The sequence below is a fragment of the Veillonella montpellierensis DSM 17217 genome (assembly GCF_000426745.1).
Classification (GTDB): Bacteria; Bacillota; Negativicutes; order Veillonellales; family Veillonellaceae; genus Veillonella; species Veillonella montpellierensis.
In genome coordinates, this window is the sequence record NZ_KE384563.1 from 78,061 (window position 1) to 104,674 (window position 26,614).

The 26,614-nt window shown below is 38.8% G+C and carries 21 protein-coding genes; all 21 read left to right on the forward strand.

What is annotated here, in order from left to right:
- Positions 1-112 precede the first annotated feature (112 nt).
- Complete coding sequence (gene tilS / locus K357_RS0107500; RefSeq protein WP_071838050.1) at positions 113-1,630, forward strand: tRNA lysidine(34) synthetase TilS; 1,518 nt, start codon at positions 113-115, stop codon at positions 1,628-1,630.
- Positions 1,620-2,165, forward strand: a complete 546-nt coding sequence (gene hpt, locus K357_RS0107505; protein WP_038113932.1) for a hypoxanthine phosphoribosyltransferase — start codon at positions 1,620-1,622, stop codon at positions 2,163-2,165. Before tilS ends, hpt begins: the two co-directional genes overlap by 11 nt.
- A 157-nt stretch (positions 2,166-2,322) precedes the next feature.
- Positions 2,323-4,245 carry an ATP-dependent zinc metalloprotease FtsH gene (gene ftsH, locus K357_RS09185; RefSeq protein WP_051212171.1) on the forward strand — a complete coding sequence of 641 codons (1,923 nt, stop codon included), beginning with the start codon at positions 2,323-2,325 and terminating at the stop codon, positions 4,243-4,245.
- Between the two features lie 560 nt (positions 4,246-4,805).
- Positions 4,806-5,783 (forward strand): biotin--[acetyl-CoA-carboxylase] ligase, encoded by a 978-nt coding sequence (locus K357_RS0107515; protein ID WP_028258135.1) that lies wholly within the window; start codon positions 4,806-4,808, stop codon positions 5,781-5,783.
- Between the two features lie 10 nt (positions 5,784-5,793).
- Positions 5,794-6,561, forward strand: coding sequence for a type III pantothenate kinase (locus K357_RS0107520; protein WP_028258136.1), 768 nt, complete (start codon positions 5,794-5,796; stop codon positions 6,559-6,561).
- Positions 6,545-7,534 (forward strand): tRNA dihydrouridine synthase DusB, encoded by a 990-nt coding sequence (gene dusB / locus K357_RS0107525; protein WP_038113936.1) that lies wholly within the window; start codon positions 6,545-6,547, stop codon positions 7,532-7,534. The genes K357_RS0107520 and dusB overlap by 17 nt, the downstream gene beginning before the upstream one ends.
- Positions 7,535-7,737: 203 nt before the next feature.
- Positions 7,738-8,211 carry a transcription elongation factor GreA gene (gene greA, locus K357_RS0107530; RefSeq protein ID WP_028258138.1) on the forward strand — a complete coding sequence of 158 codons (474 nt, stop codon included), beginning with the start codon at positions 7,738-7,740 and terminating at the stop codon, positions 8,209-8,211.
- A 51-nt stretch (positions 8,212-8,262) separates the two neighbouring features.
- A complete protein-coding gene (lysS, locus tag K357_RS0107535; RefSeq protein WP_028258139.1) occupies positions 8,263-9,771 on the forward strand; it encodes a lysine--tRNA ligase in 1,509 nt (502 codons plus the stop codon).
- 348 nt (positions 9,772-10,119) lie between these two features.
- Positions 10,120-12,300 (forward strand): ornithine decarboxylase, encoded by a 2,181-nt coding sequence (gene speC / locus K357_RS0107540; RefSeq protein WP_028258140.1) that lies wholly within the window; start codon positions 10,120-10,122, stop codon positions 12,298-12,300.
- 310 nt (positions 12,301-12,610) lie between these two features.
- Complete coding sequence (locus tag K357_RS0107545) at positions 12,611-13,561, forward strand: cation diffusion facilitator family transporter (RefSeq protein ID WP_028258141.1); 951 nt, start codon at positions 12,611-12,613, stop codon at positions 13,559-13,561.
- 163 nt (positions 13,562-13,724) lie between these two features.
- Positions 13,725-15,014, forward strand: coding sequence for a serine--tRNA ligase (gene serS / locus K357_RS0107550; protein ID WP_028258142.1), 1,290 nt, complete (start codon positions 13,725-13,727; stop codon positions 15,012-15,014).
- A 50-nt stretch (positions 15,015-15,064) separates the two neighbouring features.
- Positions 15,065-15,709: a fructose-6-phosphate aldolase gene (gene fsa / locus K357_RS0107555; protein ID WP_028258143.1), complete on the forward strand. Its 645-nt coding sequence runs from the start codon at positions 15,065-15,067 to the stop codon at positions 15,707-15,709.
- Between the two features lie 107 nt (positions 15,710-15,816).
- Positions 15,817-16,782: a class II fructose-bisphosphatase gene (gene glpX / locus K357_RS0107560; protein ID WP_028258144.1), complete on the forward strand. Its 966-nt coding sequence runs from the start codon at positions 15,817-15,819 to the stop codon at positions 16,780-16,782.
- A gap of 525 nt (positions 16,783-17,307) precedes the next feature.
- Positions 17,308-18,570, forward strand: a complete 1,263-nt coding sequence (gene murA, locus K357_RS0107565) for a UDP-N-acetylglucosamine 1-carboxyvinyltransferase (RefSeq protein ID WP_028258145.1) — start codon at positions 17,308-17,310, stop codon at positions 18,568-18,570.
- A gap of 64 nt (positions 18,571-18,634) precedes the next feature.
- Entirely contained in the window at positions 18,635-19,726 is a 1,092-nt protein-coding gene (gene mreB, locus K357_RS0107570) for a rod shape-determining protein (protein WP_081658431.1), read from the forward strand.
- Between the two features lie 284 nt (positions 19,727-20,010).
- Positions 20,011-20,301 (forward strand): hypothetical protein, encoded by a 291-nt coding sequence (locus tag K357_RS0107575; RefSeq protein ID WP_028258147.1) that lies wholly within the window; start codon positions 20,011-20,013, stop codon positions 20,299-20,301.
- Between the two features lie 15 nt (positions 20,302-20,316).
- A complete protein-coding gene (locus tag K357_RS09190) occupies positions 20,317-22,164 on the forward strand; it encodes a SpoIVB peptidase S55 domain-containing protein (protein ID WP_038113941.1) in 1,848 nt (615 codons plus the stop codon).
- A gap of 35 nt (positions 22,165-22,199) precedes the next feature.
- Positions 22,200-22,961, forward strand: coding sequence for an MlaE family ABC transporter permease (locus K357_RS0107585; RefSeq protein ID WP_028258148.1), 762 nt, complete (start codon positions 22,200-22,202; stop codon positions 22,959-22,961).
- An 8-nt stretch (positions 22,962-22,969) separates the two neighbouring features.
- Positions 22,970-23,710 carry an ABC transporter ATP-binding protein gene (locus tag K357_RS0107590; protein WP_028258149.1) on the forward strand — a complete coding sequence of 247 codons (741 nt, stop codon included), beginning with the start codon at positions 22,970-22,972 and terminating at the stop codon, positions 23,708-23,710.
- Positions 23,711-23,732: 22 nt separating this feature from the next.
- Entirely contained in the window at positions 23,733-25,064 is a 1,332-nt protein-coding gene (locus tag K357_RS0107595; RefSeq protein WP_038113944.1) for an MlaD family protein, read from the forward strand.
- An 11-nt stretch (positions 25,065-25,075) separates the two neighbouring features.
- On the forward strand, positions 25,076-26,503 hold the full coding sequence (locus tag K357_RS0107600) for a TolC family protein (RefSeq protein ID WP_162138916.1): 1,428 nt from the start codon (positions 25,076-25,078) through the stop codon (positions 26,501-26,503).
- Positions 26,504-26,614: the final 111 nt, after the last annotated feature.

Genomic DNA, 26,614 nt, shown 5'->3' on the forward strand with positions numbered 1-26,614 from the left:
AGTAGCCAACGCGTGTATGAGAGTATATCGTTGCTATAGTCTGTTCTTCTATAAGGATTTGATAGATGTGATGGGCGTAGTAGATGATTAGAGAAAGTGGGGTTTTGTATATATGGTTCAGCTTTGCGTGGAAACAATTCGTCATACTTGTGAAAGAGAGCATTTATTCGATCAAGTGTCACGTATATTAGTGGCCTGTTCTGGAGGACCAGACTCAATGGGGCTCTTATATATACTACAAGAACTATATCCACAGTGTCATATAGGCGTTGTGACTCTAGATCATCAGTTGCGCTTAGAAAGTGGCGAGGAACTCTCCTTGGTAGAAAGAATAGCACAGAAAGAAGGCTGGGACTTTTATGGACAGTCCGTAGACATTACGTCGTTGGCAGAAAAAAAGGGACTTTCCATCGAAGAAATGGGACGCATTATGCGCTATAAAATCTTTCAAGACATTGCTACTCTTCATGAGTATGACTGTATTGCCGTTGCTCATCATAAGCGCGATCAAGCGGAAACGATACTGGCGCATATGATACGTGGTTGCGGACTCAATGGCTTGCAAGGTATGAAATATCGCACCGATTCAGTGAGCGGCATACCCATCATACGACCGTTGTTAGATGTGACAAAAGAAGAACTGGTGGAATATGTAGAAGCGCATCATATTCCCTATGTAATCGATCACTCTAACTTTGATACGCAGTATACGCGTAATCGCATACGTTGGGACGTGCTCCCCCCTATGGAAACGATAAACCCAAAGGCGGTGGATGCCATACTTCGATTAGGTCACTTGGCACAACAGGCCTATATGTATATCGATAAAAGAGCGCAAGAAGCGTTAGAAGCATGTGTATTGCTATCGGATCAAGAAAAAAATGATAGACATAGGAATAGTACTACTACGGATAGCGATGCCTTACCCTTCCATGAGAAACGAGCGATAGGGCAGCAGCAACATGATGCGTATCCGCTAGAAAGTTGTTCCTACATTAGTTTATCAAAAACTGGTATGCGTCAGTTGGATAGAGCGATGTTGCCCTATGTGTGGCGGCGAGCGTTTTCCATGATTAAAACGGCCTCTATCGATGGAGAGCTGGTGGCTCGTCGTTTGGAAGAAGTGCATGAAAAGCAACTATGTACGTTACTAGGTAGTAAAGAAGTAAAAGTTTTTGCTATAGGACAGATGAAAGTTGTAGCGCAATATGATAAAATAGTAATCGGTGTTGCCTCTGTTGTTGATGAGGTTTTCAAGTCTAGCGTGCAGCAACTAGTGACCATTGAGAAGGTGTGTATACAAGATACTGCGCCTAGCATGTTAGATAATAATCAATTTTGTATACCTTATGAGTGGGTAACGGATGCGATTACAATACGGAATCGTGCACCAGGTGATCGTATTATTTTATTAAATGGACAGGGACAACGAATTGGTAGTAAAAAATTAAAGTCCTATTTAATTGATAGAAAAATACCGACCTCAAAGAGGGATGTGTTATATTTTATAGCGATTGGACATCAATTGGTATTGCCTTATAGAAACAATTGTGCACTACGCGTAGTTGATAGCACTGCGAGCGCATACTATGTAGGAACCATTAAGGAGACGGATCATAATGTTACATAACGATGTGAAAAAAGTACTATTATCAGAAGAAGAAATAAAAAAACGGGTACAAGAATTAGGGGAGGCGATTTCTCAAGACTATAAAGGAGAAGAACTTGTACTTGTCTGTGTCCTTAAAGGGGCGGTTGTATTTTATACAGATTTAATTCGCGCCATTGGTAATGATGTAGATGTGTCGCTAGATTTTATCTCTTGTTCTAGCTATGGTAATGGCACTGTTAGTAGTGGAGAAGTACGGATTATGAAAGATTTAGATCGATCCGTTGAAGGCAAACATGTGTTAGTAGTAGAGGATATTGTAGATACAGGCACTACATTGCATTATCTACTAGATAACTTGAAAGCTCGTCAAGCTAAGTCTGTAAAATTAGCAACCTTATTAAATAAACCAGAACGGCGTAAAGTGGAAGTACATGTAGACTACAATGGATTTACCGTGCCAGATTATTTCGTGATTGGCTATGGTTTAGATTATGCAGAACGTTATCGTCAGTTGCCATATATTGGGATTTTGAAAGAAGAAATATATCAATAAGTACTATCTACCAGCATAGCTTTTACTAGAGTGAACACTACTATCTTGATTGTCTAGTTCTATCAAATGTGATACAATAGCAAAAGGTATATCTGCATAATTTATGAGATAGATAGTAAAATGATATAACAAGTATAATAATGAAAGGAGTCATACATTGGGCCGATTTACAAAAAATGTCCTTTTGTATTTACTGATTATTGTAGCAGCGGTAGCAGCTATAGACATGTTTGCTAGCTCTACTTCTAATAAACCAGAGATTAGTTACTCTGGTTTTATGCAACAAGTAAAAACAAAGAATGTAGAAAGTGTTTCCATTACAGATAATCACTCGATTATTGGTAAATTAAAAAATAATGGTACGGAATTTACAACCTATGCACCGACAGATGCTACGTTGATTCAACAATTAACAGAAAATGGCGTAGAAATTACAGCAAAACCACCGGAACAACCATCTATATGGATGAGTTTACTGACATCTATTTTGCCAATCGTGTTGTTAGTAGCTGTTTGGTTTTTTATTATGCAACAGACGCAAGGTGGCGGTGGCCGTATTATGAATTTTGGCAAAAGTAAAGCCAAAATGATGGAAGGTAATACGAATGTTACGTTCAAAGATGTGGCTGGAGCTGATGAGGCAAAACAGGAATTACAAGAAGTTGTTGATTTCTTGCGTAATCCAGCAAAGTTTAATGCCATCGGAGCCAAGATTCCTAAAGGAGTGTTATTATTTGGCCCTCCAGGGACTGGTAAAACCTTATTGGCTAAAGCAGTAGCTGGTGAAGCGGGCGTTCCTTTCTTTAGCATTTCTGGATCTGATTTTGTGGAAATGTTTGTCGGCGTTGGAGCTTCTCGTGTGCGTGACTTGTTCATGCAAGCTAAAAAAAATGCACCTTGCATCATCTTCATTGATGAAATTGATGCAGTTGGTCGTCAACGTGGCGCCGGGTTAGGTGGCGGTCATGATGAACGAGAACAAACATTGAATCAATTATTGGTAGAAATGGATGGGTTTGGTGCGAATGAAGGTATTATTACTGTAGCAGCTACTAACCGTCCTGATATTTTAGATCCTGCATTATTGCGCCCGGGTCGATTCGATCGCCAAATTACTGTAGGTCGTCCCGACTTGCGTGGTCGTGAAGCCATTTTACATGTACACGCTAAAAATAAACCATTAGCCGATGATATTGATTTGAAAGTGATTGCTCGTAAGACACCTGGATTTACAGGAGCTGATTTGAGTAACTTGCTAAATGAAGCAGCTTTATTAGCAGCTCGTCACAATAAAAAAATTATTTCTATGGATGAGTTGGAAGAAGCTAGTGAAAAAGTTATGATGGGTCCTGAAAAGCGCAGTCATATTGTGAATGAAAAAGAACGTCGATTAACGGCGTATCATGAATCAGGACATGCCATTGTGGCTCATTTATTACCAGAGGCAGATCCAGTCCATAAAGTAACGATTATTCCACGCGGTGGTGCCGGTGGTTATACATTAATGTTGCCAGAGGAAGAAGTAAACTTTAAGACGCGTTCCCAATATTTGGCGGATATTCGTGTAGCTTTGGGGGGACGTTGTGCAGAAGCCCTTATTTTACATGAAATTAGTAGTGGCGCTTCTAATGATTTACAACAGGTGACCAACATTGCTCGGACAATGATTACTCGTTTGGGTATGAGTGATGAATTAGGACCAATGGTATTTGGTGAACATCAAGAGCAAGTATTCTTGGGACGTAATTTAGGCCACGAACGAAATTATGGCGAAGCAGTGGCGGAAAAAATTGATAAAGAAATGCATGCTATGGTAGCTGATGCCTATAATGATGTAATGGAATTATTAGCGAATAATATTGACTTCTTACATAATATGGCGCATGCTTTATTAGAAGAAGAAACGATTGATCATACACAAGTGGAAAATTTGTATAAGTATGGTACTGTTACATCGCCAGAGGTAGATGAATCGAAAGATGCTAAACATGCATTAGAAGAAGCGGGCATAGTAGTGCCTAAAGAAATTATTACACCTGGTGTATTAAAAGACACTACATCAGAGGCAGATAAATCATAAGCATGAGTCATTGGGCTATGAATATAAATTATTGTTCTTAAAAAGACTATCTCTATATGATACTATCATATAGAGATAGTTTTTTTATATGTGCCATTCATAGAATGTCAATTAGATGTAGAACGTATTACTATGAATGACATAATCTACTTGTGTAGGTTTAGTGGGGTGTATTACTAGTAGTCAATGCTATTGATAGTGATGGGGCGTAAGCAATGATATAAATATAGATATAGGCAAGTGTACTAGATAGTCTGTAGGCCTATTAAGGCGCGTGTTACGATTCATTTCACATATCTATACATAGATATGTGAAACATTGTAAGGAGGTTACTATTCTAGATAGTCGTTATAGGGGAAAGGTTTATTTTTCTATTGCGTATAGATATATATTTTGGGCTATTTCTAATAGTGGTGATAACTGGTAAGGCATAGGACAGGATACAATTTATATAATTTCCTATGAATAGGAGTCTATCAGCTCATAAAAACTTGATTTACATTTCTATTTTATTGTAGAATCGTATTGTAAACTTAAGTTGACAAAAAGGAGGGGTATTATGAGAGACATGGTTTTAGATCTATTAAGAGCTAAGAATGGAGAATTTGTATCTGGACAAGATATGTCGAACACGTGTCATGTATCTAGAACAGCAATTTGGAAACATATTAAAGCATTACGCGATAAGGGGTATGTAATTGAGTCTTTTACTAAAAAAGGATATCGTCTTATAGAAGAACCAGATCTACTAAGACCTAGCGATGTACAAAAAGATTTACATACAAAGTACTTTGGTCAACATTATATATACATGGATAGTACTGATTCATCGAATCGTGAAGCTAAATTATTGGCACAAGAAGGTGCACCAGAGGGGACAATTGTGGTGGCGGAAACGCAATCAGCAGGGAGAGGTCGATTGACACGAGGTTGGTTTTCTCCTTATGGCAAAGGTATATGGATGAGTTTAATTTTGCGCCCTAAATTTTCACCCATAGAAGCGCCTAAATGTACGTTAATGGCTGCAGTAGCGTTAACAAAAGCTTTTCATGCATTAGGACTAGAAGCAGCTGGGATAAAATGGCCTAATGATATTTTAGTGAAAGGGAAAAAAATAGTTGGCATTTTAACAGAAATGAGTGGCACTATGGAAGAAATTTCCTATATCATTATGGGCATGGGGATTAATATTAGTGTGGAAAAAAGTGAACTGCCTGAAGATATTAAGGATATTGCTACGTCATTTGCGATGGAAGGTGTAACGGTTGATCGCAAGGTTGCGTTACAAACTATTTTACAAGAACTAGAAAATCAGTATAATAAAGTGGTTAGTGGTGGATTTGATACGACTCTTGAAGAGTGGAAACAGTTAAGTGTTACATTGCATCAAGATGTAGAAGTTAGAGCCCCAGGTAATACCTATGTAGGTCATGCTATCGATATCGACCGAGATGGTAATTTAATAGTTCGCTTGCCAAATGGCAAAACAGAACGTATTATAGCAGGTGATGTATCTATACGACCAGCTATGAAATAGGAGGATTATAATGTTATTAGTAATAGACGTGGGAAATACCAATATTGTATTGGGTGTGTATGATCATGAACATTTAGTAGGACATTGGCGAATTTCCACGGATCGAGTTCGTACGACAGATGAGTACGGTGTTATTATTATGAATTTATTCTTTCATGATAGAAAGGTAAATGTTAGCGATATTACATCGATTATTATTTCGTCGGTTGTACCCCCATTGATGCCAACCTTGGAGCATGTGTGCTTACGCTATTTTAACGTAAAACCATTAATTGTAGGACCTGGCACCAAAACAGGCATGGCTATTAAGTATGATAATCCTCGCGAAGTAGGAGCTGACCGTATCGTTAATGCGGTGGCCGCTTTTGAAAAATATGGTGGACCTAGTATCATTATCGATTTTGGTACGGCGACTACCTATTGTGCCGTTTTAGAGAATGGGGACTATATGGGTGGTGTCATTGCACCAGGTGTTAATATCTCAGCAGAAGCACTATTCCAACGGGCTGCTAAATTGCCGCGCATCGAAGTGCGTGATCCAGGTAGAGTCATTTGCCGTAATACTGTTTCCTCTATGCAATCAGGCATGTTTTATGGATATGTGGGACAAGTAGAAGGCTTGGTTAATCGTATGAAAAAAGAATTACCAGAAGGTGTGACCGTTATTGCCACTGGTGGATTGGCTAATTTAATTGGCAGTGCTACAGATTGCATTGATTATGTAGAACCTATGTTAACACTAGAAGGATTACGGTTAATCTATGAAAAAAATCAATAAAAAACGTTGGCATATTGGGAATGTGGAAATTCAAGGACAGGCTATTTTAGCACCTATGGCAGGTGTTAGTGACATAGCCTATCGGTTACTAGCCAAAGAACATGGAGCGGCCCTTGTGTGCACAGAAATGGTTAGTGCCATGGGGCTTAAATATAATAATGACCGTACGCATGAATTGTTGCGGATGGAAGATGGGGAACATCCTGTATCGATGCAAATATTTGGTTCTGACCCTAGTGCGATTGCATTGGCAGCCCAAGCGGTTGAAAGAGCAGGGGCTGATATTGTAGATATTAATATGGGATGCCCCGTAAAAAAAATCGTGTCTTCCGGTGATGGATCTGCATTGATGAAAACACCAACCCTTGCGTGGCAAGTGGCTAAGGCCGCTGTTAAGGCTGTATCCATACCCGTTACGGTAAAAATGAGAATAGGATGGGATGAAGATCATAAAAATGTAGTTGACTTGGCTAAAGGTATGGCTGATGTGGGAGTCGCGGCTCTTGCTATTCATGGTCGAACCAGGGAACAAATGTATAGTGGTAGTGCTGATTGGTCTTTTTGCAAGGTGGTTAAAGAAGAAGTGGATATACCAGTGATTGCCAATGGTGATATAGTTGATGCTAAAAGGGCACTTGATGTGCTGACATATACTGGGTGTGATGCGGTCATGATAGGACGCGGTGCGCAAGGTAATCCGTGGATTTTTGATCAAGTAAATCAGTATTTAGCAGATGGCACATTACTAGCAGAACCAACAGGCATGGAAAAATTAGACATGTTGTTGCGGCACTTTCATCTATTATGTAACTATAAAGGCGACATGTTAGCCGTTCGTGAAATTAGAACGCATGCAGGATGGTATATTAAAGGCTTACCAGAAGCAGGCAGGTGGCGTAATTTGATTAATACGGTAACGACAGTATCACAGTTTGTAGAAACGATTCATCAATATAGAAGTTTATTAGGTTAAATTGATGAGCTGTAGTATAATAGACTACAAATGGTTGACTACGCTAGATGTATTACATATGTGCTTATGGATTAGCATTGACAATAAAATTGTATCTAGCTATAATAATATAGATTAATTATATATTTATTATATGATTGTAAAGGTGTCATCATTGTGACACTTTTTCCTTTTATAGACTTTAGGAAAGTGGGATTGTAAGAATGGCTGATGTAAAAGAAACTTTATTAACAGCTGAAGGGCTAAAAAAATTAGAAGAGGAATTGGCTTATTATAAATCTGTGCGCCGTATTGAAGTGGCAGAACGTATTAAAATTGCCATTGAATATGGGGATATTAGTGAAAATTCTGAATACGATGATGCGAAAAATGAACAAGCGTTTATTGAAGGTCATATTTTTGAATTAGAAAACAAAATAAATACAGCAAAAATCATCGACGAAAGTGCAAAAGGTGATGTGGTAACTGTAGGTAGTAAAGTTAAATTATTAGACACATCGTATGATGATGAACTTGAATATGTAATTGTAGGATCCTCTGAAGCAGATCCATTTAATAATCGCATTTCTAATGAATCTCCTGTAGGCAGTGCCATTTTAGGTAAACGCAAAGGTGATAATGTAGAAGTCATTACTCCGGACGGCCCTGTTACTTTTAAAGTATTGGCGATTAATTAAGTAATGCATCATAGTGGCGAGTGGTACAGTGTACGTACAAGGAGGTAACAAATGAGCGAGGAAAAACAAATTCCACAGACGGAATTAGAAAATTTGAATGATCAAATGATAGTGCGTCGTGATAAATTAGCTCAATATGAAGCAGATGGGGTATATCCATTTGGACAACGATTTGTAGCGAAACAGCATGCACAAGAAATTAAAGATGATTTTATTAATTTTGAAGATCAACCTGTGACCATGGCGGGCCGATTGATGACGATTCGATCACATGGAAAAACAGCATTTGCTAATATTCGTGATTTGTCTGGCGATATACAAATATATTTTCGTAAAGATGTATTAGGGGACGATAACTATAAACATGTTAAAATCCTTGATATTGGCGATATCATTGGCATTGAAGGCCATGTTTTTAGAACGCATACAGGTGAAGTGACTGTTAAAGTATCGAAATTAACACTATTATCGAAAGCGCTACGTCCATTGCCAGAAAAATGGCATGGTTTAAAAGATACAGAATTACGATACAGACAACGGTATGTGGACTTAATTGTCAATCCAGAAGTGCGTGATACGTTTATAAAACGAACACAAATCGTTGCGAAAGTGCGCGAATACTTAAATGGACAACAGTTTATGGAAGTGGAAACACCAATGATGCATGCTGTTCCTGGTGGCGCGGCAGCACGTCCATTTATTACGCATCATAATGCATTAGATATTGATATTTATATGCGCATCTCACCAGAATTATACTTAAAACGATTAATTGTTGGCGGGTTAGAACGTGTGTATGAAATTAATCGCTCATTTCGTAATGAAGGTATTGATAATCGTCATAATCCTGAGTTTACTATGATGGAATCATACCAAGCGTATGGCAATTATGAAGATGCGATTCGTTTGACTGAAAATATTGTAGCCTATTGTGCTAAAGAAGTATTAGGCACTACTAAGATTAACTATCAAGGTACTGAAATTGATTTGACCCCACCATGGAATCGAATTACTATGGCAGAAGGTGTGAAAAAATATGCTGGCGAAGATTTTGATGCAGTGGAAACGGTAGAAGTAGCTAGAGCTATTGCTGACCGCTTGCATGTTGCTTATGGACCTAATGATGGCATTGGTAAAATTATGAATCTTTGCTTTGAAGAATATGTAGAGGAAAACTTAATCCAACCAACCTTTGTGTATGGCCATCCAAAGGAAATTTCTCCATTAGCTAAATTGAAGCGTGAAAAACCGCTAACAACAGAACGATTTGAAGCATTTGTTTATGGTCGTGAATTGGCCAATGGCTTTTCTGAATTGAATGATCCAATCGATCAAAAAGAACGATTTGAAGCACAATTAAAAGAACGCGAAGCTGGTGATGATGAAGCGCATCGTATGGATGAAGACTATGTAGCAGCGTTGGAATATGGGTTACCTCCAACAGCTGGATTGGGTATTGGTATAGATCGTCTAGTTATGTTCTTAACTGATTCCGCTTCTATTCGCGATGTATTGTTATTCCCATTAATGAAACCAGAAGTGGCAGACCCAACTGAATAAATGTTTATTGCTTCGTATAGTAATAGTTATTGCTCTTTTAAGCTACTATAGGTATAGCGTATCTATGTGTCTTAGACAAGAGGTAATGATAGAAGCGTAGATGAAGATAGTGTAGTGTAGTCCTTATTATAAGGGCTACACTTTTTATATAGTTATGAATGTGAAAATAGGTACAAGTATCGGATTATACTAACATGTGAGTTATAATTATTTTTATAAACTTATGTATATGGAAAAAAGTTAGAAATTAACAGTAATCTGATAGCATCTGGTGGATAGTTGATAATTACTTGTGCCACTGGTGCGTATGTAGTTGATTGAAGATTGTATAGAGTAGGAGACCGTAGCGTGAAACCACTAAAAATTGCGTATTCAAAAATAGGAGCAACTTTATTTTCTCCATTGATTGAAAGAGAGTGTGTGCCCTTAGAGACAACCGACTTTTCTGACGTGGCAGCGATTGTCATGACAGATCAGGATATCACTCATTTTGAAAGGATACATGCGTTAGACATTCCTGTTTTTTTAATACGCACATCCTCTCAAAGAACACAATCGCATCTATTGCGACATAGGGCCCATATCATTGATACTGATGTGGCACAAAGAAAGTCATATATGAAAGACATTGCTAGCGCCGCTACAGAGTATGAAAAGAAACTATTACCTCCTTTTTTTGGCGCATTAATGGAGTATGTAGAGTCACAACCAGTGCAATTTGATTGTCCAGGACATCAAGGGGGACGCTTTTATACGCGCCATCCTGCAGGTAAAGCGTTTGTTGATTTTTATGGAGAGACTATATTTCGCAGTGATCTATGTAATGCAGATGTAGCATTAGGTGATTTACTCATTCATGAAGGGCCAGCTTGCCGAGCGCAACAAGAAGCGGCTCGTGTATTTAATGCAGATAAAACTTACTTTGTCCTCAATGGCACATCGGCGGCGAATAAGATGGTGCTCAATGCTGTCTTAACACCGGGAGATATTGTTTTATATGATCGAAACAATCATAAATCAATTAGTCATGGAGCTCTTATACAGGCTGGCGCAACACCAGTATATTTGGAAACGGCTAGGAACCCATTTGGTTCCATAGGGGGAATTTTAGAACATTGCTTTGATGAAACATACATCAGAGATGTAATAGGAAAGCGGGACCCTATTAAAGCCCAAGAAAAAAGACCAGTACGTTTGGCAGTTATTCAATTAGGCACGTATGATGGTTGTATCTATAATGCACGGCAAGTGATTGATGCCATTGGTCACTTATGTGATTATATTTTATTTGATTCTGCTTGGGTGGGGTATGAACAATTTATCCCCATGTTGAAAGAGTGCAGTCCATTGTTGTTAGAATTGGGCCCTGAGGATCCAGGTATTTTAGTAACCCAATCTGTTCATAAGCAACAAGCTGGATTTTCACAGGCGTCACAAGTGCATAAAAAAGATGCTCATATAAAAGGACAAGCACGATATATTAATCATAAACGATTTAATAATGCGTTTATGATGCATGCGTCTACATCTCCTTTTTATCCGCTATTTGCATCATTAGATGTGAATGCTAAGATACATGATGGTGAAATGGGACGACAATTATGGAAAGAATGCGTAGAACGTTCTATTGATGCACGCAAGGCAGTCCTTTCACAGTGCCATTATATACGCCCGTTGATTCCCCCAATGGTACATGGTGAGTCGTGGCAAGATGGCACTACGCGTGCTATGGCTGAGGATATTTCTTATTTTTCACTTACTCCAGAGGCTAAGTGGCATTCTTTTAAAGGATATGGTAGCGGCCAATATTGTATGGATCCATGCAAATTACAGCTCATTACACCGGGCATTAATGTGGCTACAGGTGATTATGAAAGTTTTGGCATACCAGCCACGATTTTAGCAAATTATCTTCGAGAACACGGAGTGATTCCAGAAAAATGTGATCTTAATACGATTTTATTTTTGATGACGCCTGCTGAAAGTGCGGATAAAATGAATCGATTATTGGCCGCTTTGGTACAGTTTGAGACAATGATTGACCAAGATGTACCCATGAAAGAGGTATTGCCATCACTGTATGAGGCCTATCACTATAGGTATCGAGACTATACAATTCGCCAATTGTGTCAGGAAATGCATGATTTTTATAAAAATCGTGGCATGAGTAGTTTGCAAAAAAGATTATTCTTATATGACTATTTACCAGAGTACGTGACTACACCACAAGTGGCAAACATTGCCTTTGTACGTGGAGAAGGAGAGTTAGTGCCCCTAGCTAACATAATGAATCGCATTGCCTTAGAAGGCGCTTTACCATATCCGCCAGGTGTTATTTGCGTACAACCTGGCGAACGATGGTCTGAAACAGCTAGAGACTATTTTCTCGTGTTAGAAGCAGGTCTTAATCAATTCCCAGGGTTTGCACCCGAAATGCAAGGTGTATATATAAGACGTACGGCAGAGGGAACTAGAGAGATTGAGGCATATGTATGGAAGAAAGAATCGGCTCCTTTCTTAAATAGATAATATTAGTGATAGCATGTATAGTAGACACATTTGAGGGCCCCTATACAGACGTAGTGCAGCTGGTAAGATATGGATCTCTTTGGACAGGCAACCTACTTATTTAGTACAATATATAGATAGAAAGATAATTACTAGCACGAAGGTAAGGGGCTATCCTATCAATAGTATATGGATGATTGATTTAGAGTTCTTAGTTTGCAGTATGTATTAGGGGCGTATCTTCTGTAGTAGGCATAATAGATTTTGTATAGATGCAGTTAGATTGAAAGTGTATATAAGACAGTCAATACAAATAAGGGAGCATGGGACAATGAACGTTGTAGAAGCGCGGCAATCAATTGAGCAAAAATTACTGATACAGTCCACAGCGTTGATGAGTTTAGTTGCCATTAGTGGTACGATTATGGGGATTGTTACGGGATCGAGTGCCGTATTACTAGATGGGGTATTTTCTTTTGTCGACGTAGTCATTAAGGTCATGATGCTGATGACATCAAAATTAATTGCTCGCGAAACGAGTAAGCGATTCCAATTTGGTTTTTGGCAATTTGAACCATTGGTGTTGGCCGTAGAAGGTTTATTCATTTTAGTCATCGTTTTATACGCTTTATCAAGTGGTGTTACCGATCTTCTGAATGGGGGCCGCGTAGTAGATTTTGGACCAGCTATCTTTTACGCCATCTTTTTTACTATTGCTGATGCGGCGTATTACTTGTATGTACATCGCATTAATAAAAGTTTGCAATCAAATCTTATCAAGTTTGATAATATTAGTTGGTCCGTTGATGCGTGGCTAGAAGCGGCTATATTAATTAGTTTTGTTATGGCGGCTGGATTAGAATTTACGGACTATGCAGTGTATGCTAAATATATAGACCCTATTGTATTAATCGTATTAGCGTTACAAATTTTGCCATCGGCTATCAAAATACTCATTCCATCGACAAAACAAATCTTAGGATATGCACCGCCTGCATTGCATGATGAAGTGCAAACGATTATGGATGAGTTCATGCAGCGGTATCAGTTTAAAGACTATGTGAGTAGTGTTCAAAAATATGGAAATGCTCGAATTATTGAAATCGATATTTTAATTCCTAAAGACTTTCCACAACAGAGCATTGTTGAGTTGGATCGCATTCGCAATGAAATTGATGCAGAAATTGGAGGCAATCCTACTGAAAAATGGGTAACCATATCATTTACTGCCACGAAACGATGGATGGCAAAGGATTATTTGCTAGATGAAGAGGATGATTGAGGATAGCAGTGATGACAGAATGTTACTGTCTATCGATTGGTATAGGTTCCTAGATGACGAAGGGTGTTAGATCGGCTACTAGTCGAAATAAGTAGTTTATGGTAAACTAAAATGTAATTGGATATTTCCATTAAGAGGCAGATAAATAAAAGAGGGTTTGTATATGTTAGATATGAAATTCGTCCGAGACAATTTGGACGCAGTGCAAGTAAATTTAGATAATCGTCATACAAAAGGTGATTTAGAAACATTTGCTACATTATATGATGAACGCAAAAAAATTATTCTAGAAGTAGAACAGTTAAAAGCAACACGCAATGCAGTTACTGCTGAAATTAGTCAATTAAAACGCAATAAAGAAAATGCAGATGATAAAATTGCAGAAATGCAAAAAGTAGGGGAAGCAATTGCTCAATTAGATGATCGTGCCAGAAAGGTGGCTGCTTCATTGCGCGATGTAGCACTTCGCTTGCCTAACATGTGCGATGCTACAGTGCCTGTAGGGGCAGATGAAAATGATAATCCTGAAAATCGTAAATGGGGCACACCACGGGTGTTTGATTTTGAAAGTAAAGCCCATTGGGATCTAGGTGAAAGCCTTGATATTTTAGATTTTGAACGGGCAGGGAAATTAAGCGGTGCTAGATTCACCATTTATAAAGGTTTAGGTGCTAGATTAGAGCGGGCATTAATTAACTTTATGCTTGATTTACATATAGAAAAACAGGGTTACACGGAAATGATGACCCCTTATATGGTAACGCGTGAAACATTAACTGGCACAGGTCAACTTCCTAAATTTGAAGAAGATATGTTTAAAATTCATAGTGATACGATGGATTACTTTTTGATTCCTACGGCAGAAGTAACCTTGACGAATTATTATAGCGGAGAAATTTTGAAAGCAACCGATTTACCAAAATATTTTACCGCACATACAGCTTGTTTCCGTGCAGAAGCGGGTTCAGCTGGCCGTGATACAAGAGGACTTATTCGTCAACATCAATTTAATAAAGTAGAAATGGTCAAATTAGTTGATCCAAATACATCGTGGGATGAATTAGAATCGTTGACCCATGATGCAGAAGAAGTGTTACAATTATTAGAATTGCCATATCGTGTGATTACTCTTTGCACAGGAGATATCGGATTTGGATCTGCTAAAACATATGATATAGAAGTATGGATGCCAGCACAAAATAAATATCGAGAAATTTCTTCTTGCTCTAATATGACAGATTTTCAGGCACGCAGAGCGAACATTAAATTCCGTCGTGGACCAAAAGAAAAACCTGAATTTGTTCATACTTTAAATGGTTCCGGATTGGCCGTAGGTCGTACTGTGGCGGCAATTTTAGAAAATAATCAGCAATCTGATGGATCAGTCGTGATACCGACTGCCTTAGTGCCATACATGGGTGGATGTACAGTTATCCGACCAAATAATAAATAGTTGTAGTGACAACCATTGTAGTTAGCAAGAAAGTATGAAAGTGTATATATATGAAATTTTTTATTGATACAGCGAATATTGAAGAAATTAAAACAGCCTATGCTATGGGATGTATTAGTGGTGTTACCACCAATCCATCGTTAATTGTGAAAGAACATCGTGATTTACAAGCGGTCATCAAAGAGATTTCTCAGTTAGTTGATGGTCCAGTCAATGCAGAAGTCATAGGAACGACAGCGCTTGAAATGATTGAAGAAGGTCGCGCAATTAGTCAATGGAATGATAATGTGGTCGTAAAAATACCAATGACTAGAGAAGGGTTACAAGCCGTGTCCGTTCTTCACAAAGAGAACATTAAGACAAATGTAACTTTAATATTCTCTGCAAATCAAGCTTTATTGGCGGCCCGTGCTGGTGCATCTTATGTAAGCCCATTTGTAGGTCGCATTGATGATATAAGCATGGATGGCATTACATTGATTAAAGATATTGCACAGATCTTTCAGTTACATAACATTGATACTGAAATTATTGCAGCCAGTGTGAGAACACCGCTTCATATAACTCAATGTGCTAAAGCGGGTGCTCATATTGCGACAGTACCTTATCAAGTCTTGATGAAAGCCTTGACACATCCATTGACAGATGCAGGAATTGCTAGATTTTTAGAAGATTGGCATACAGCAAATCAATAAGTGTATAATAGAATTAATGAGTGTGTACTAGGACTAAAATACTATAGTGATTGTACTATAGAGAATTAATGATTATATACATAAGCATATGCTTGAGGAGGCAAATTATGGATCGTTCTTTATCATTGGAATTTGTTCGTGTAGTAGAAGCTGCCGCATTAAATAGCGCTCGTTTGATAGGCCGTGGTAAGAAAGATGAAGCTGATGGACTAGCAGTTGATGCTATGCGTCAAATGTTTGACACTGTTAACATTACGGGGACAGTGGTTATTGGTGAAGGTGAAATCGACGAAGCGCCTATGCTCTATATTGGAGAAAAAGTGGGCCGTGGCGGTGAAGTCGTTGATATTGCTGTGGATCCTATTGAAGGTACTAACTTGATTGCTAAAGGTCAAAATGGTGCCATCGCAGTATTGGCAATTGCTCCGAAAGGATGTTTATTACACGCACCAGATATGTATATGCAAAAATTATGTGTAGGTCCACGTGCGAAAGGTGTTATTGATTTAGACGCATCAGTAACAGAAAACTTAACACGAGTAGCAGAAAAGATGGAACGTAGTATTGATGATATTACTGTTGTTATGTTAGATCGTGAACGCCATTATGAAATTATGAAAGAATGTCGTCAAGCTGGTGCCCGTATTCGCCTTATTACAGATGGCGATGTAAACCCTGCTATGGAATGTTGTTTTGAAGGTTCTGGTGTACATATGGTAATCGGTACAGGTGGGGCTCCAGAAGGTGTATTAGCAGCGGCTGCTTTAAAATGTGCTGGTGGCGATATGCAAGCACGATTACTTCCAGAAAATGAAGAACAAATTGCTCGCTGTCATGCCATGGGAATTACTGACGTCAATAAAGTGTTGACTTTGGATGACTTAGTTGGCGGCGATGATGCAATTTTTGCTGCCACAGCGATTACACCAGGTAATATTTTGAATGGTATTCGTACATTTAATGGTGGCATGAGAACACATTCTGTTGTTATGCGTTACAAAACAGGAACCACTCGATTTGTAGATACAATTCATAATTTAGATAAGAAATTAAAAAATTTGAAAGCTAAATAATTGATAATGGTATCAAGTGATATGCTAGAGTGAGTATCATGAAATGATAGTGTAACTGCATTTTATGATACTCATTTAGATAATAAGGATAATGCGGACTGTACACATAGGTGTCTACAATCCGCATTATTAGTTTGAACACGTGCACTAGTACAAACGTGTTAAGTATAGAAATTAACGATTAAGTTGCTCAGTGGGGCACAGTATATATTCCTTATGATATGCGTTATACATTATATACTATGTATAGTACTACAATCATAGTACATATTTTTTGTTTTAATGAGATGTATAAAAAGATATAATCAAGACTCATCATTGCATGAGCAATATTACTAAATGAGGCCTGTAAGCTACTAGTTTGATGTATATAGGTGAGGAACATCGTCACAAGGATTCCTTTGGAAATTAAAACGCATAATACTTGATGATACGAGTCAAATAATAGTATACTATAATGTAGTGAATTATGATGAACAAACTGAAACGTTACTATAGAAATGGGATTAAATAGGAGGAACTCTGTTGGAAAAGCTTATTATTAAAGGTGGTAATCAATTAAAAGGTAGAGTACGAGTTAGTAGTGCAAAAAATGCCGTCTTACCAATTATTGCGGCTACTATGTTAGCCACAACTCCTAGTACGTTACTAGAAATCCCAAAATTAGATGATGTGTTTACGATTTGCGATGTCATTGCATCATTAGGTGTGCGTGTGACGTTTAATCGCGATACAGATGAAATTAACTTTGATGCTTCGCAGTTAACCGCTATCGAAGCTCCTTATGACTTGGTTCGACGCATGCGAGCTTCTTTTTTAGTAATGGGGCCACTCTTGGCACGTAAAGGAGAAGCTAGAATTTCTCTGCCTGGCGGGTGTGCTATCGGTAGTCGACCTATTGACCTACATTTGAAAGCGTTTGAAGCACTAGGCGCTACCATCGAATTAACTGAAGGATATGTGTATGCCCATGCACCAAATGGATTACGAGGCAATACAATTTATCTCGATTTCCCAAGCGTTGGTGCTACGGAAAATGTTATCATGGCGGCCACATTAGCAGAGGGAAAAACCATTATTGAAAATGCAGCCGAAGAACCTGAAATTGTCGATTTGGTTACCTATTTGAATAGTATGGGGGCCAATATTAAAGGGGCTGGTACTAACATTATCCGCATCCAAGGGGTTAAAGAACTTAGCGGAGCGGTACATACGGTTATTCCAGATCGTATTGAAGCTGGTACCTATCTGATTGCGGCAGCTATGGCTAGTGGCGATGTGTATGTGGAAAACGCTTTGTCAGAACATTTAAAACCAGTGGTGGCTAAATTAAAAGAAGCTGGTGTTACCGTAGAAGAAGATGTAGATGGCATTCGCGTCATTAGTGATGGAAACCTCAAAGCGGTTGATATTAAAACATTGCCATACCCAGGATTTCCTACGGATATGCAAGCGCAATTTATGGCGCTAACAACGATTGCTACAGGTACTAGCTCTGTGACAGAAACTGTATTTGAAAATCGGTTTATGCATGTGGAAGAATTGCAAAAAATGGGAGCTCACATACGCATTGAAGACAGAAAAGCCATTATTGATGGGGTTGATCACTTGACAGGTACCCGTGTTCGTGCCACCGATTTGCGAGCTGGAGCAGCATTGGTGTGTGCAGGCTTAGCGGCCAAAGGTTCTACTGAAATTGATCATTTACATCATATCGATAGAGGCTATGATGATTTGGTAGGTAAATTGAAAGGGTTAGGTGCTGACATTGTTCGGGTGGACGAATAAGAAAAAAGCGAAGACTCTAACCATAGACGATAGGCGTAAAGCACGACGAGCAAGGCAAACACAAATGATTGCTAAAACAACGCCACAAATGACCATGAAAAAAGAAACAAAAAAATACAGAAAATCTCTTTTCGATATTGTAAGTCGTGTAGCTACTTATGATGTGGGCATTGATTTGGGAACGGCCAATGTGTTGATATATGTAAAAGGAAAAGGTCTTGTCTTAGATGAACCAGGTTACGTAGCACGAGACATTCACACAAAGGAAGTCTTAGCAGTTGGTAAAGAAGCGCAACATATGTTAGGACGCACACCGCAAGGAGTGGAGGTTATTCGCCCAGTACAGGCGGGCGTTATTGCCGATTATGATACTACTGAATTTATGCTACGCTATTTTTTAAAAAGTGTAGTATCTATTTCTGCGATTATACGACCTAGAATTGTAGTATGCGTGCCATCAGGTGTTACACCAGTGGAAAAAAGAGCGGTCTTAGAAGTTTTTTTGCGAGCCGGTGCTAAGAAAACGGTACTCATTGAAGAACCTTTAGCAGCTGCGTTGGGAATAGGCTTTGATACTGTGAAAGAAGCAGGTGCTATGGTAGTAGATATTGGTGGTGGTACTACAGACATTGCCGTAGTATGTACTACGGGCATTGTTGTGAGTGAATCATTACGCTTAGGTGGCGATATGTTTAATGAGTCAATCATTCGCTATATCCGTCGAAAACGCAAATTAATTATTGGTACCTGTGCGGCGGAAGCATTGAAAATATCTATTGGTACTGTAGATCGTCATGCGAAAAGCAATGAAATGATTGTTCGTGGTCGTGATAGTGCTTCCGGATTGCCAAAGGCAATTATGGTTACGTCTAGCGAAATTCAACGAGCTGTAGAAGGACAAGTCATGACTATTATAGAAGGTATTAAGCGGATTTTAGAAAAAACACCACCAGAATTAGTGGCTGACATTGCCGATCATGGCATTGTCTTAACCGGTGGTGGTGCTCTTATGGATGGCTTAGATCGATTAATTACACGAATCGTTGGAATCGCTACGTACCTAATGGACTCACCACGCTATGCAGTGATTAAAGGAACGGCTAAGGCTTTAGAAGAAATGTCTGATTTACGAGATAGTCTAGATGAATTGCAATAGGCAGAGTAGTTTATGAAATCATAGGTTAATTAGCTTACTTATTACTACCAATGGATTACAATAAATTTTTATTTGTTGTAATCCATTTATATATAAGTACTTATACTATTTCGTTTGTATTCTATGACGATTAAGCGTGGCGTATATAAAATAACTCTAGTATAGAATTATTTTTTGCTATATAATGTAATATATGGTACTAATTATAGAGTGATAAGTTTTATAAGTATAATACATATAAGTTCATCATGTTATAGCCTGTATGGGTATGACTGGAGGTATATATGAAAAAGAATATAATTATGGCGGTAGTAGCCGTATTGACTGCTATTGGGATTATGCCAGCTATGGCACAGCCAGTGCAACAATTTACAGTATTAAGTGGAACTGTAGCCACAGTATTACCGGTAGGTACTGCTGTCACAGAAGGTGATACATTACTCACCATAGAAACATTAGCAGGTCCTATGGCAGGTGCAAAAGCCACTGTAGATGGCGTTATTAGTGCTGTAGAGGCACAAATAGGATCTTCCGTAGAACGAGGTCAAGTAGTTGTTACTATTGAAAGTAAATAGAGAGGAGAAATAAGAATGAAATTACCTCATTCTTTGCGTCGGTATGGAAAAGGTGTACTGGCGCTTTTCTTCTGTTGGTCTGTAGCGGTACAGGCGCAAGCTGTTGATTTTATGCCTGTGGCTGATGTAAAAACAGGCATGGAAGGAATTGCGAAAACTGTACTTGTAGGAGATACAATCTCTACATTTAATGTCAAAGTATTAGGCATTATGAAAGATAAAGGGCCATCAGGAGATTTGATATTAGCAAAATTTTCCGGTCCTGTTATGGATAAAACAGGGGGTATTGCGCATGGTATGAGCGGTAGTCCTGTATACATTAATGGAAAATTAGTCGGTGCCGTAGCCTATGGCTGGGGATTTGCAGATGGTACGATTGGCATGATTACACCGATTGCGGATATGGTCAAACTGTGGAATATACCCTACGAAAAAGAAATGGCCCATCAATGGCAAGATGGTCAATTAATTCCTATGGGGACACCGTTAATGGCCTATGGATTTGATCGGGATGCATTGGATTATATGGCGAAGAAATTACCACAATATCATTATGATATGTATGATACGGCAGCGGCCAATGGAGATGATGTGGTTAAACCTTTAGTCCCTGGTGGATCTGTAGCAGCATTATTAGTGGATGGCGATTTGAAATTAGGTGCAATTGGTACCGTTACCTATGTGGATGATGATAAAGTTGTTGCCTTTGGACATCCTTTCTTAAAACATGGTAGCACTAATTATTTCATGCACAACTCTAGTATCTTTACAGTAGTAAAAAGTGTGGAATCAGCTTTCAAATTAGGATCTATGGGTGCTGAAGTAGGCTCTGTTGTCGAAGACCGTGGTAGCGGTATTGCTGGTACGGTAGGTCGTATTCATGCAGGTATTCCCGTACGTATGGTCATTCGCGATTTAGATACAGGTAAGGAACGAACTGCCTATGTAAAAGTTATTGAATCTAGCGATATGACGCCATCATTAGCATCCACATCGTTATATACATTTTTAAATAAAACCTTAGATAGATCTGGAGCGGGAACGGCGACCATATCATATACCATTACGCCGCGTAATACGGGAATTGTTCCTTTTACAAGAAAAAATATGTTCTACTCTGCGGATTCTATTAGTATTAAAAGTGTAGATGAATTTTATAATGTCATCGATGTACTAATGAATAATCGCTTTATCGATTATGATATTTCTGATATTACGATTCATGTAGATGTGATGGAAGACAAGAAAACGGCTAAAATTGTTGATGCCACCGCATCTCCTGTCATCGTTTCACCAGGCGATACGATTTCTGTTAATGTAAAATTATATCCATTTAGAGGCACACCATTTACAAAAGAAGTGCTATACACTGTTCCTAAAGATCAGCCATTGGGCGATGCCGTGTTAGAAGTACGTGGTGGTGGCGTTGTACCATTACCATATGTATTTGAAAAACAAAAATATAATTTAACAGATGAAATTATTCGGCGCTTGAAAACGTATAAAGATTTTAATGAATTTTATAAGGAATTATTGACAACTGACTCGAATCAACAAATAGTAGTTGAAATTTTAGACTCTGGGGTTAGCATGGTAGACAGTGAAGGCACATCTTCTAAAAAGACTGCTAAAATCGATGGTGTGGAATCAAATAAATTACCAGGCACTATTACTAAAAAGGGAAATAAAGATAATTTACATAAGGATACAAAAGAGGAACGAACCTATGTGAATACAGACTATATTATTCAAGGTGATGGTCAGTTTAACATTCAAGTTATGACGCCGGATAAGCGAGATAAAATGTTGGCGAAAAAGAAAAAAGAAGCAATACAATTGGCAAAAATGAAATTGGAAACATAACTTGATAAGACGTATCCGATAAGCGAGGAGGCTTTATGCACTGGTTAGAGGTAATTGGTCGTTGGACATTAGAACGATTGGAACAAATAGGTAGTGCTATGTTACTTGTAGTAGATACCTGTAGCCAATTAACAATGATTAATTGGCGTCATACAATACAACAAATGGCATATCTAGGCGTGGATTCCTTGCCGATTATTAGTTTAACTTTAGTGTTCGCCGGTGCAGTTATGACGTTACAAATGGCAGATGTATTAATTACCTATGGTGCCCAAAGCACTGTAGGTGGCATTATGGCCATTGCTATGGGACGTGAATTGGGCCCCATTTTGGTGGGCGTCGTGTTAGCAGGTCGTGTAGGGGCGGCTATTACTGCTGAACTAGGTGCTATGAAAGTAACTGAACAAATTGATGCGTTACGCGTGATGGCTACGAATCCTGTAGGATATTTGGTAGTTCCACGCGTCGTTGCCTGTATGATTATGGTGCCAATTTTATCATTCTATGGCGTCTTGATTGGCGTTGGCGGTGGTTGGTTTGTAGCTACCTATATAAAAGGATTAGCCAGTCTAACCTATACGACGTCGATACAAAATTTGGCGGTGATAACAGACTTAACATATGGCCTTATAAAGGCGAGTGTGTTTGGTGCCGTTATCGCTCTCGTAGGTGCTTATAAAGGGATGTACACTGGCAGTGGGGCTAGAGCAGTAGGTAATTCTACGACTAGTTCGGTGGTGACGAGCATTATTTTAATCTTTATATTAAATTACTTTTTATCCGTTTTATTATTCTGAGGTTCATTATGATTGAATTTAAAGATGTAGTCATGGCATATGATGAGCGGGTTATATTAAATCATATTAACATAACAATTTTAGATGGAGAAACAGTAGCTATCTTAGGAGGCAGTGGTAGCGGTAAAAGTACGTTGTTACGCTTATTAATAGGATTAGTAAAGCCTACATCGGGACAGATTTTAGTGGATGGACACGATATTACACATATGTCTGAAGCGGAATTTAATCGAGTACGGCAACGGATGGGTATGGTATTTCAATATTCTGCACTCTTTGACTCCTTAACGGTAGGTGAGAATGTAGCATTTGGCTTAGTTCGTGAAGGCCACAGAAGTGCTGATGATATTGCTAAGATAGTAAGAGAAAAGTTGGATTGGGTCGGACTAGGAGGGTATGAAACATATAAACCCAGTGAACTATCAGGGGGCATGAAAAAACGCGTTAGCTTGGCGCGAGCCATTGCTTTTGACCCTATGTTGATTTTATATGATGAACCTACATCAGGATTAGATCCAGTAACCTCGAATGCTATTAGCATGCTGATTCGTAATATGCAAGAACGATTGAATTGTACGTCTGTTGTTGTGACGCATGATATGAAATCGGCGTTTTATATAGCGGATCGGATTGCTTTGTTAGATAAAGGGCAATTCATAGAAGTGTCGAAGACGAAAGACTTTCAACAATCTACGAATGTTCGCGTACAGCAATTTATTCATGGTGATATAGCGTTCGAGGAGAACTAAAAGGGGGGATACATTCGTGCCGATGACAACAGAAGCTAAAGTAGGTATCTTTACATTAGCAGGCATTGTATTATTGATTGTGACCATATTGTTTGTAGGGCGTGTGTCATTATTCCATGAACCACAGATGACATTAGTGGGAACGTTTTCTAATGCATCAGGATTACAAGCAGGAAGTGCCGTCAATTATTCTGGCGTGCGTATCGGTAAAATTGACCGAGTTGATATTGGTACTTCAGGTGTTGTGATTACGATGACGGTAGATAAAAAAACGCTGATACCGACAGATTCTACATTCACAATTGAGTCCGATAGCATTTTGGGCGATAAATTCATACAAGTACAACCAGGAAAGGCGACGACGTATTTTCATGATGGCGATCATTTTAATGGCCACGTAGATGATATGAAGCGTGCTTTTAAAAAAGTGGAAAATTTAATTGACAGTAGCGATAAGACATTAAAAGCTATTAATGGCATCATTGGCGATCACGAAACACAAGGCGCTTTGCGAGATACATTGCGCACGACATCGACGATAGCTGATAATATGGCTATGTTAACGGCACAGATGAATAGCGCACTGGCACAAAATTCAGGAAATATCAATCAGATTACTTCGAATATGGTTGAAGTCACTCGTAATGTAAATTCTTTAACAACGGAATTAAATCGGACAGCGACACAATTTGATCATGATGGACAAGCTGGACAGCAGATGCGACAAATATTAGATAATCTAAAAGATACTACAGATACTGTAAATACAATGGCGCGTTCTATGTCTTCCATAGTGGATGATCCACAAGCACAGCGCGATATTAAGGAAACATTACATAATACGGCACAAATTTCTAAGCGGATTAATCAATTGACTGGAGGCAGTGTGTATAAGGATTCTACCACAGCGACTAGTGATGAAGGTGAACACATGAATACGCAGAATCGTGGAACCATGTGGTCAGAAAATTCTGTAGAATTGCTATATAATTCTCATAATCATAGATATGGAGTAAATGGTAATGCAAGACTATTTTTAAGAAATGGAATGCTCGAGATAGGTGCTTTTAACATAGGCGATAACACATCATTGAATGCCAATTATGGTAAATTCTTAACTGACCGATGGTTGCTTCGAGGTGGTTTATTTGAAGGCGACTTAGGTGCAAGTCTCGATTATGGTGTAGGTACTCCTTTTTCCATTTCGGCGGCGATGATTAATCTTAATCATCAACGGTATCGGATTCGTAGCGAATATAAATTGTTTGATGATACGTATGGTATTATACAAATTACAAGGCCCTATAGTGATCCCCTAGGAGGAAACTATTTTGGTGTTAAACATGTATTTTAAGTGAAATGGAGATGATGAATGTGCATAAGAAAGCGGCCACATTGGCACTTATATTATCGATAATGACCACTAGTGCATTGGCAGCGCCTAGAAATCATACAAGTTTAGAAGATTACCAAGAGAAGGCGTTACACATAACACAACAAGTGGTAGCTGATAAAGTAATAAGCGACAAGGCAATCCCTCAGGTGGTTACTTTGGATGAAAATCGTGCTGTCGCATGGACCCTTCAAAATAATCGCTCTATTAAAGAAGCAAACTGGTCTTATGAAGCGGCAAAAGCGGGTGTACGTGTGCAAGGGGCAGCAAAAAATCCTGTAGTTACCTACCAATATAAAGCTAGCAAAATGCAGACGACGGATGTGCAACCTATTGATATGGCAGCTAGTCATACCTTGGATATACAGGTTCCTCTGTATACCGGCGGCAAGATAGAATCAGCTCTTGCTGGTGCACGATATCAACGGGAAGGGGCACAAGCTGCAGTGGTAGAAGCAAAACAAGCAGCTAAATTAAAGGCCGTTACAGATTATTATGGACTGATAAAAGCAAGAAATAAGATCAATATAGCACAACAAGCTTTGCGAGATTATGAAGGTCATTTATCGAATGTGACAGCTCAATATAATGTAGGTATTGTAGCAAGTTCTGATGTGTTGGCTTCAAAAACCAGATTAGAAAAGGCGAAAACTAATCTAGTACAGGCACAACAAGGTGCAGATTTGGCAGAAGCGGCATTGAACATGGTATTGGCGATTCCTGTACAGGTGCATATTGATACTACCGATCAAGAGATGACATATCGACCATATGAAGTGACCTTAGACGATGCTAAAGCCTATGCCTTAGCACATCGAGCTATACTAGTTCAGTCAACGATGCAAGTAAAAGCTGCAGAAGAAGCAATTCATGCTGCTAAAGCGGGAAAATTGCCAGCTGTATATCTAAATGTGGGAGATAGTTTTAAGAGTCAAAACAGTTTGACTGGGACGGATCATCATACAGGATGGCATATTGCAGGACAGGCTAGTTGGAATCTTTGGGATGGCGGTGCTAGTGATGCGATTGTGGCACAACGAAAAGCTATGTTGGAACAAGTAAAGGAACACAATTTAGCTACCATTGATTCTATTTTGTTAGGCGTGCAACAAGCCTATCTTACTATGCGTTCTACAGAGCAAATGATAAGCAGTACTAAAACAGCTGTCGAAGAAGGACAAGAAAACTTCCGTATTGCCTCTTTACGATATCGGGCTGGTGTGGGAACCAATATAGATGTATTAGATGCAGAAACAGAATTAGCAAATGCACGAAATCGCTATGTAGATGCATTGTATGACTATAACGTTAGTGTAGCTACATTGGAACAAGCAATTGGCATTCCTGTAGAGACTCGAGTGGCTAACGGAGCAGATTTAATTCGTTCTCATAACATGTAGATAGAGTGGCGTGACAAATGCTCTATAGCAGAATAGATATACTAAAAAGACTATTGCCATGGATAACTATGGTAATAGTCTTTTGTGTAGGTATGTATCTGGAGATGGGAA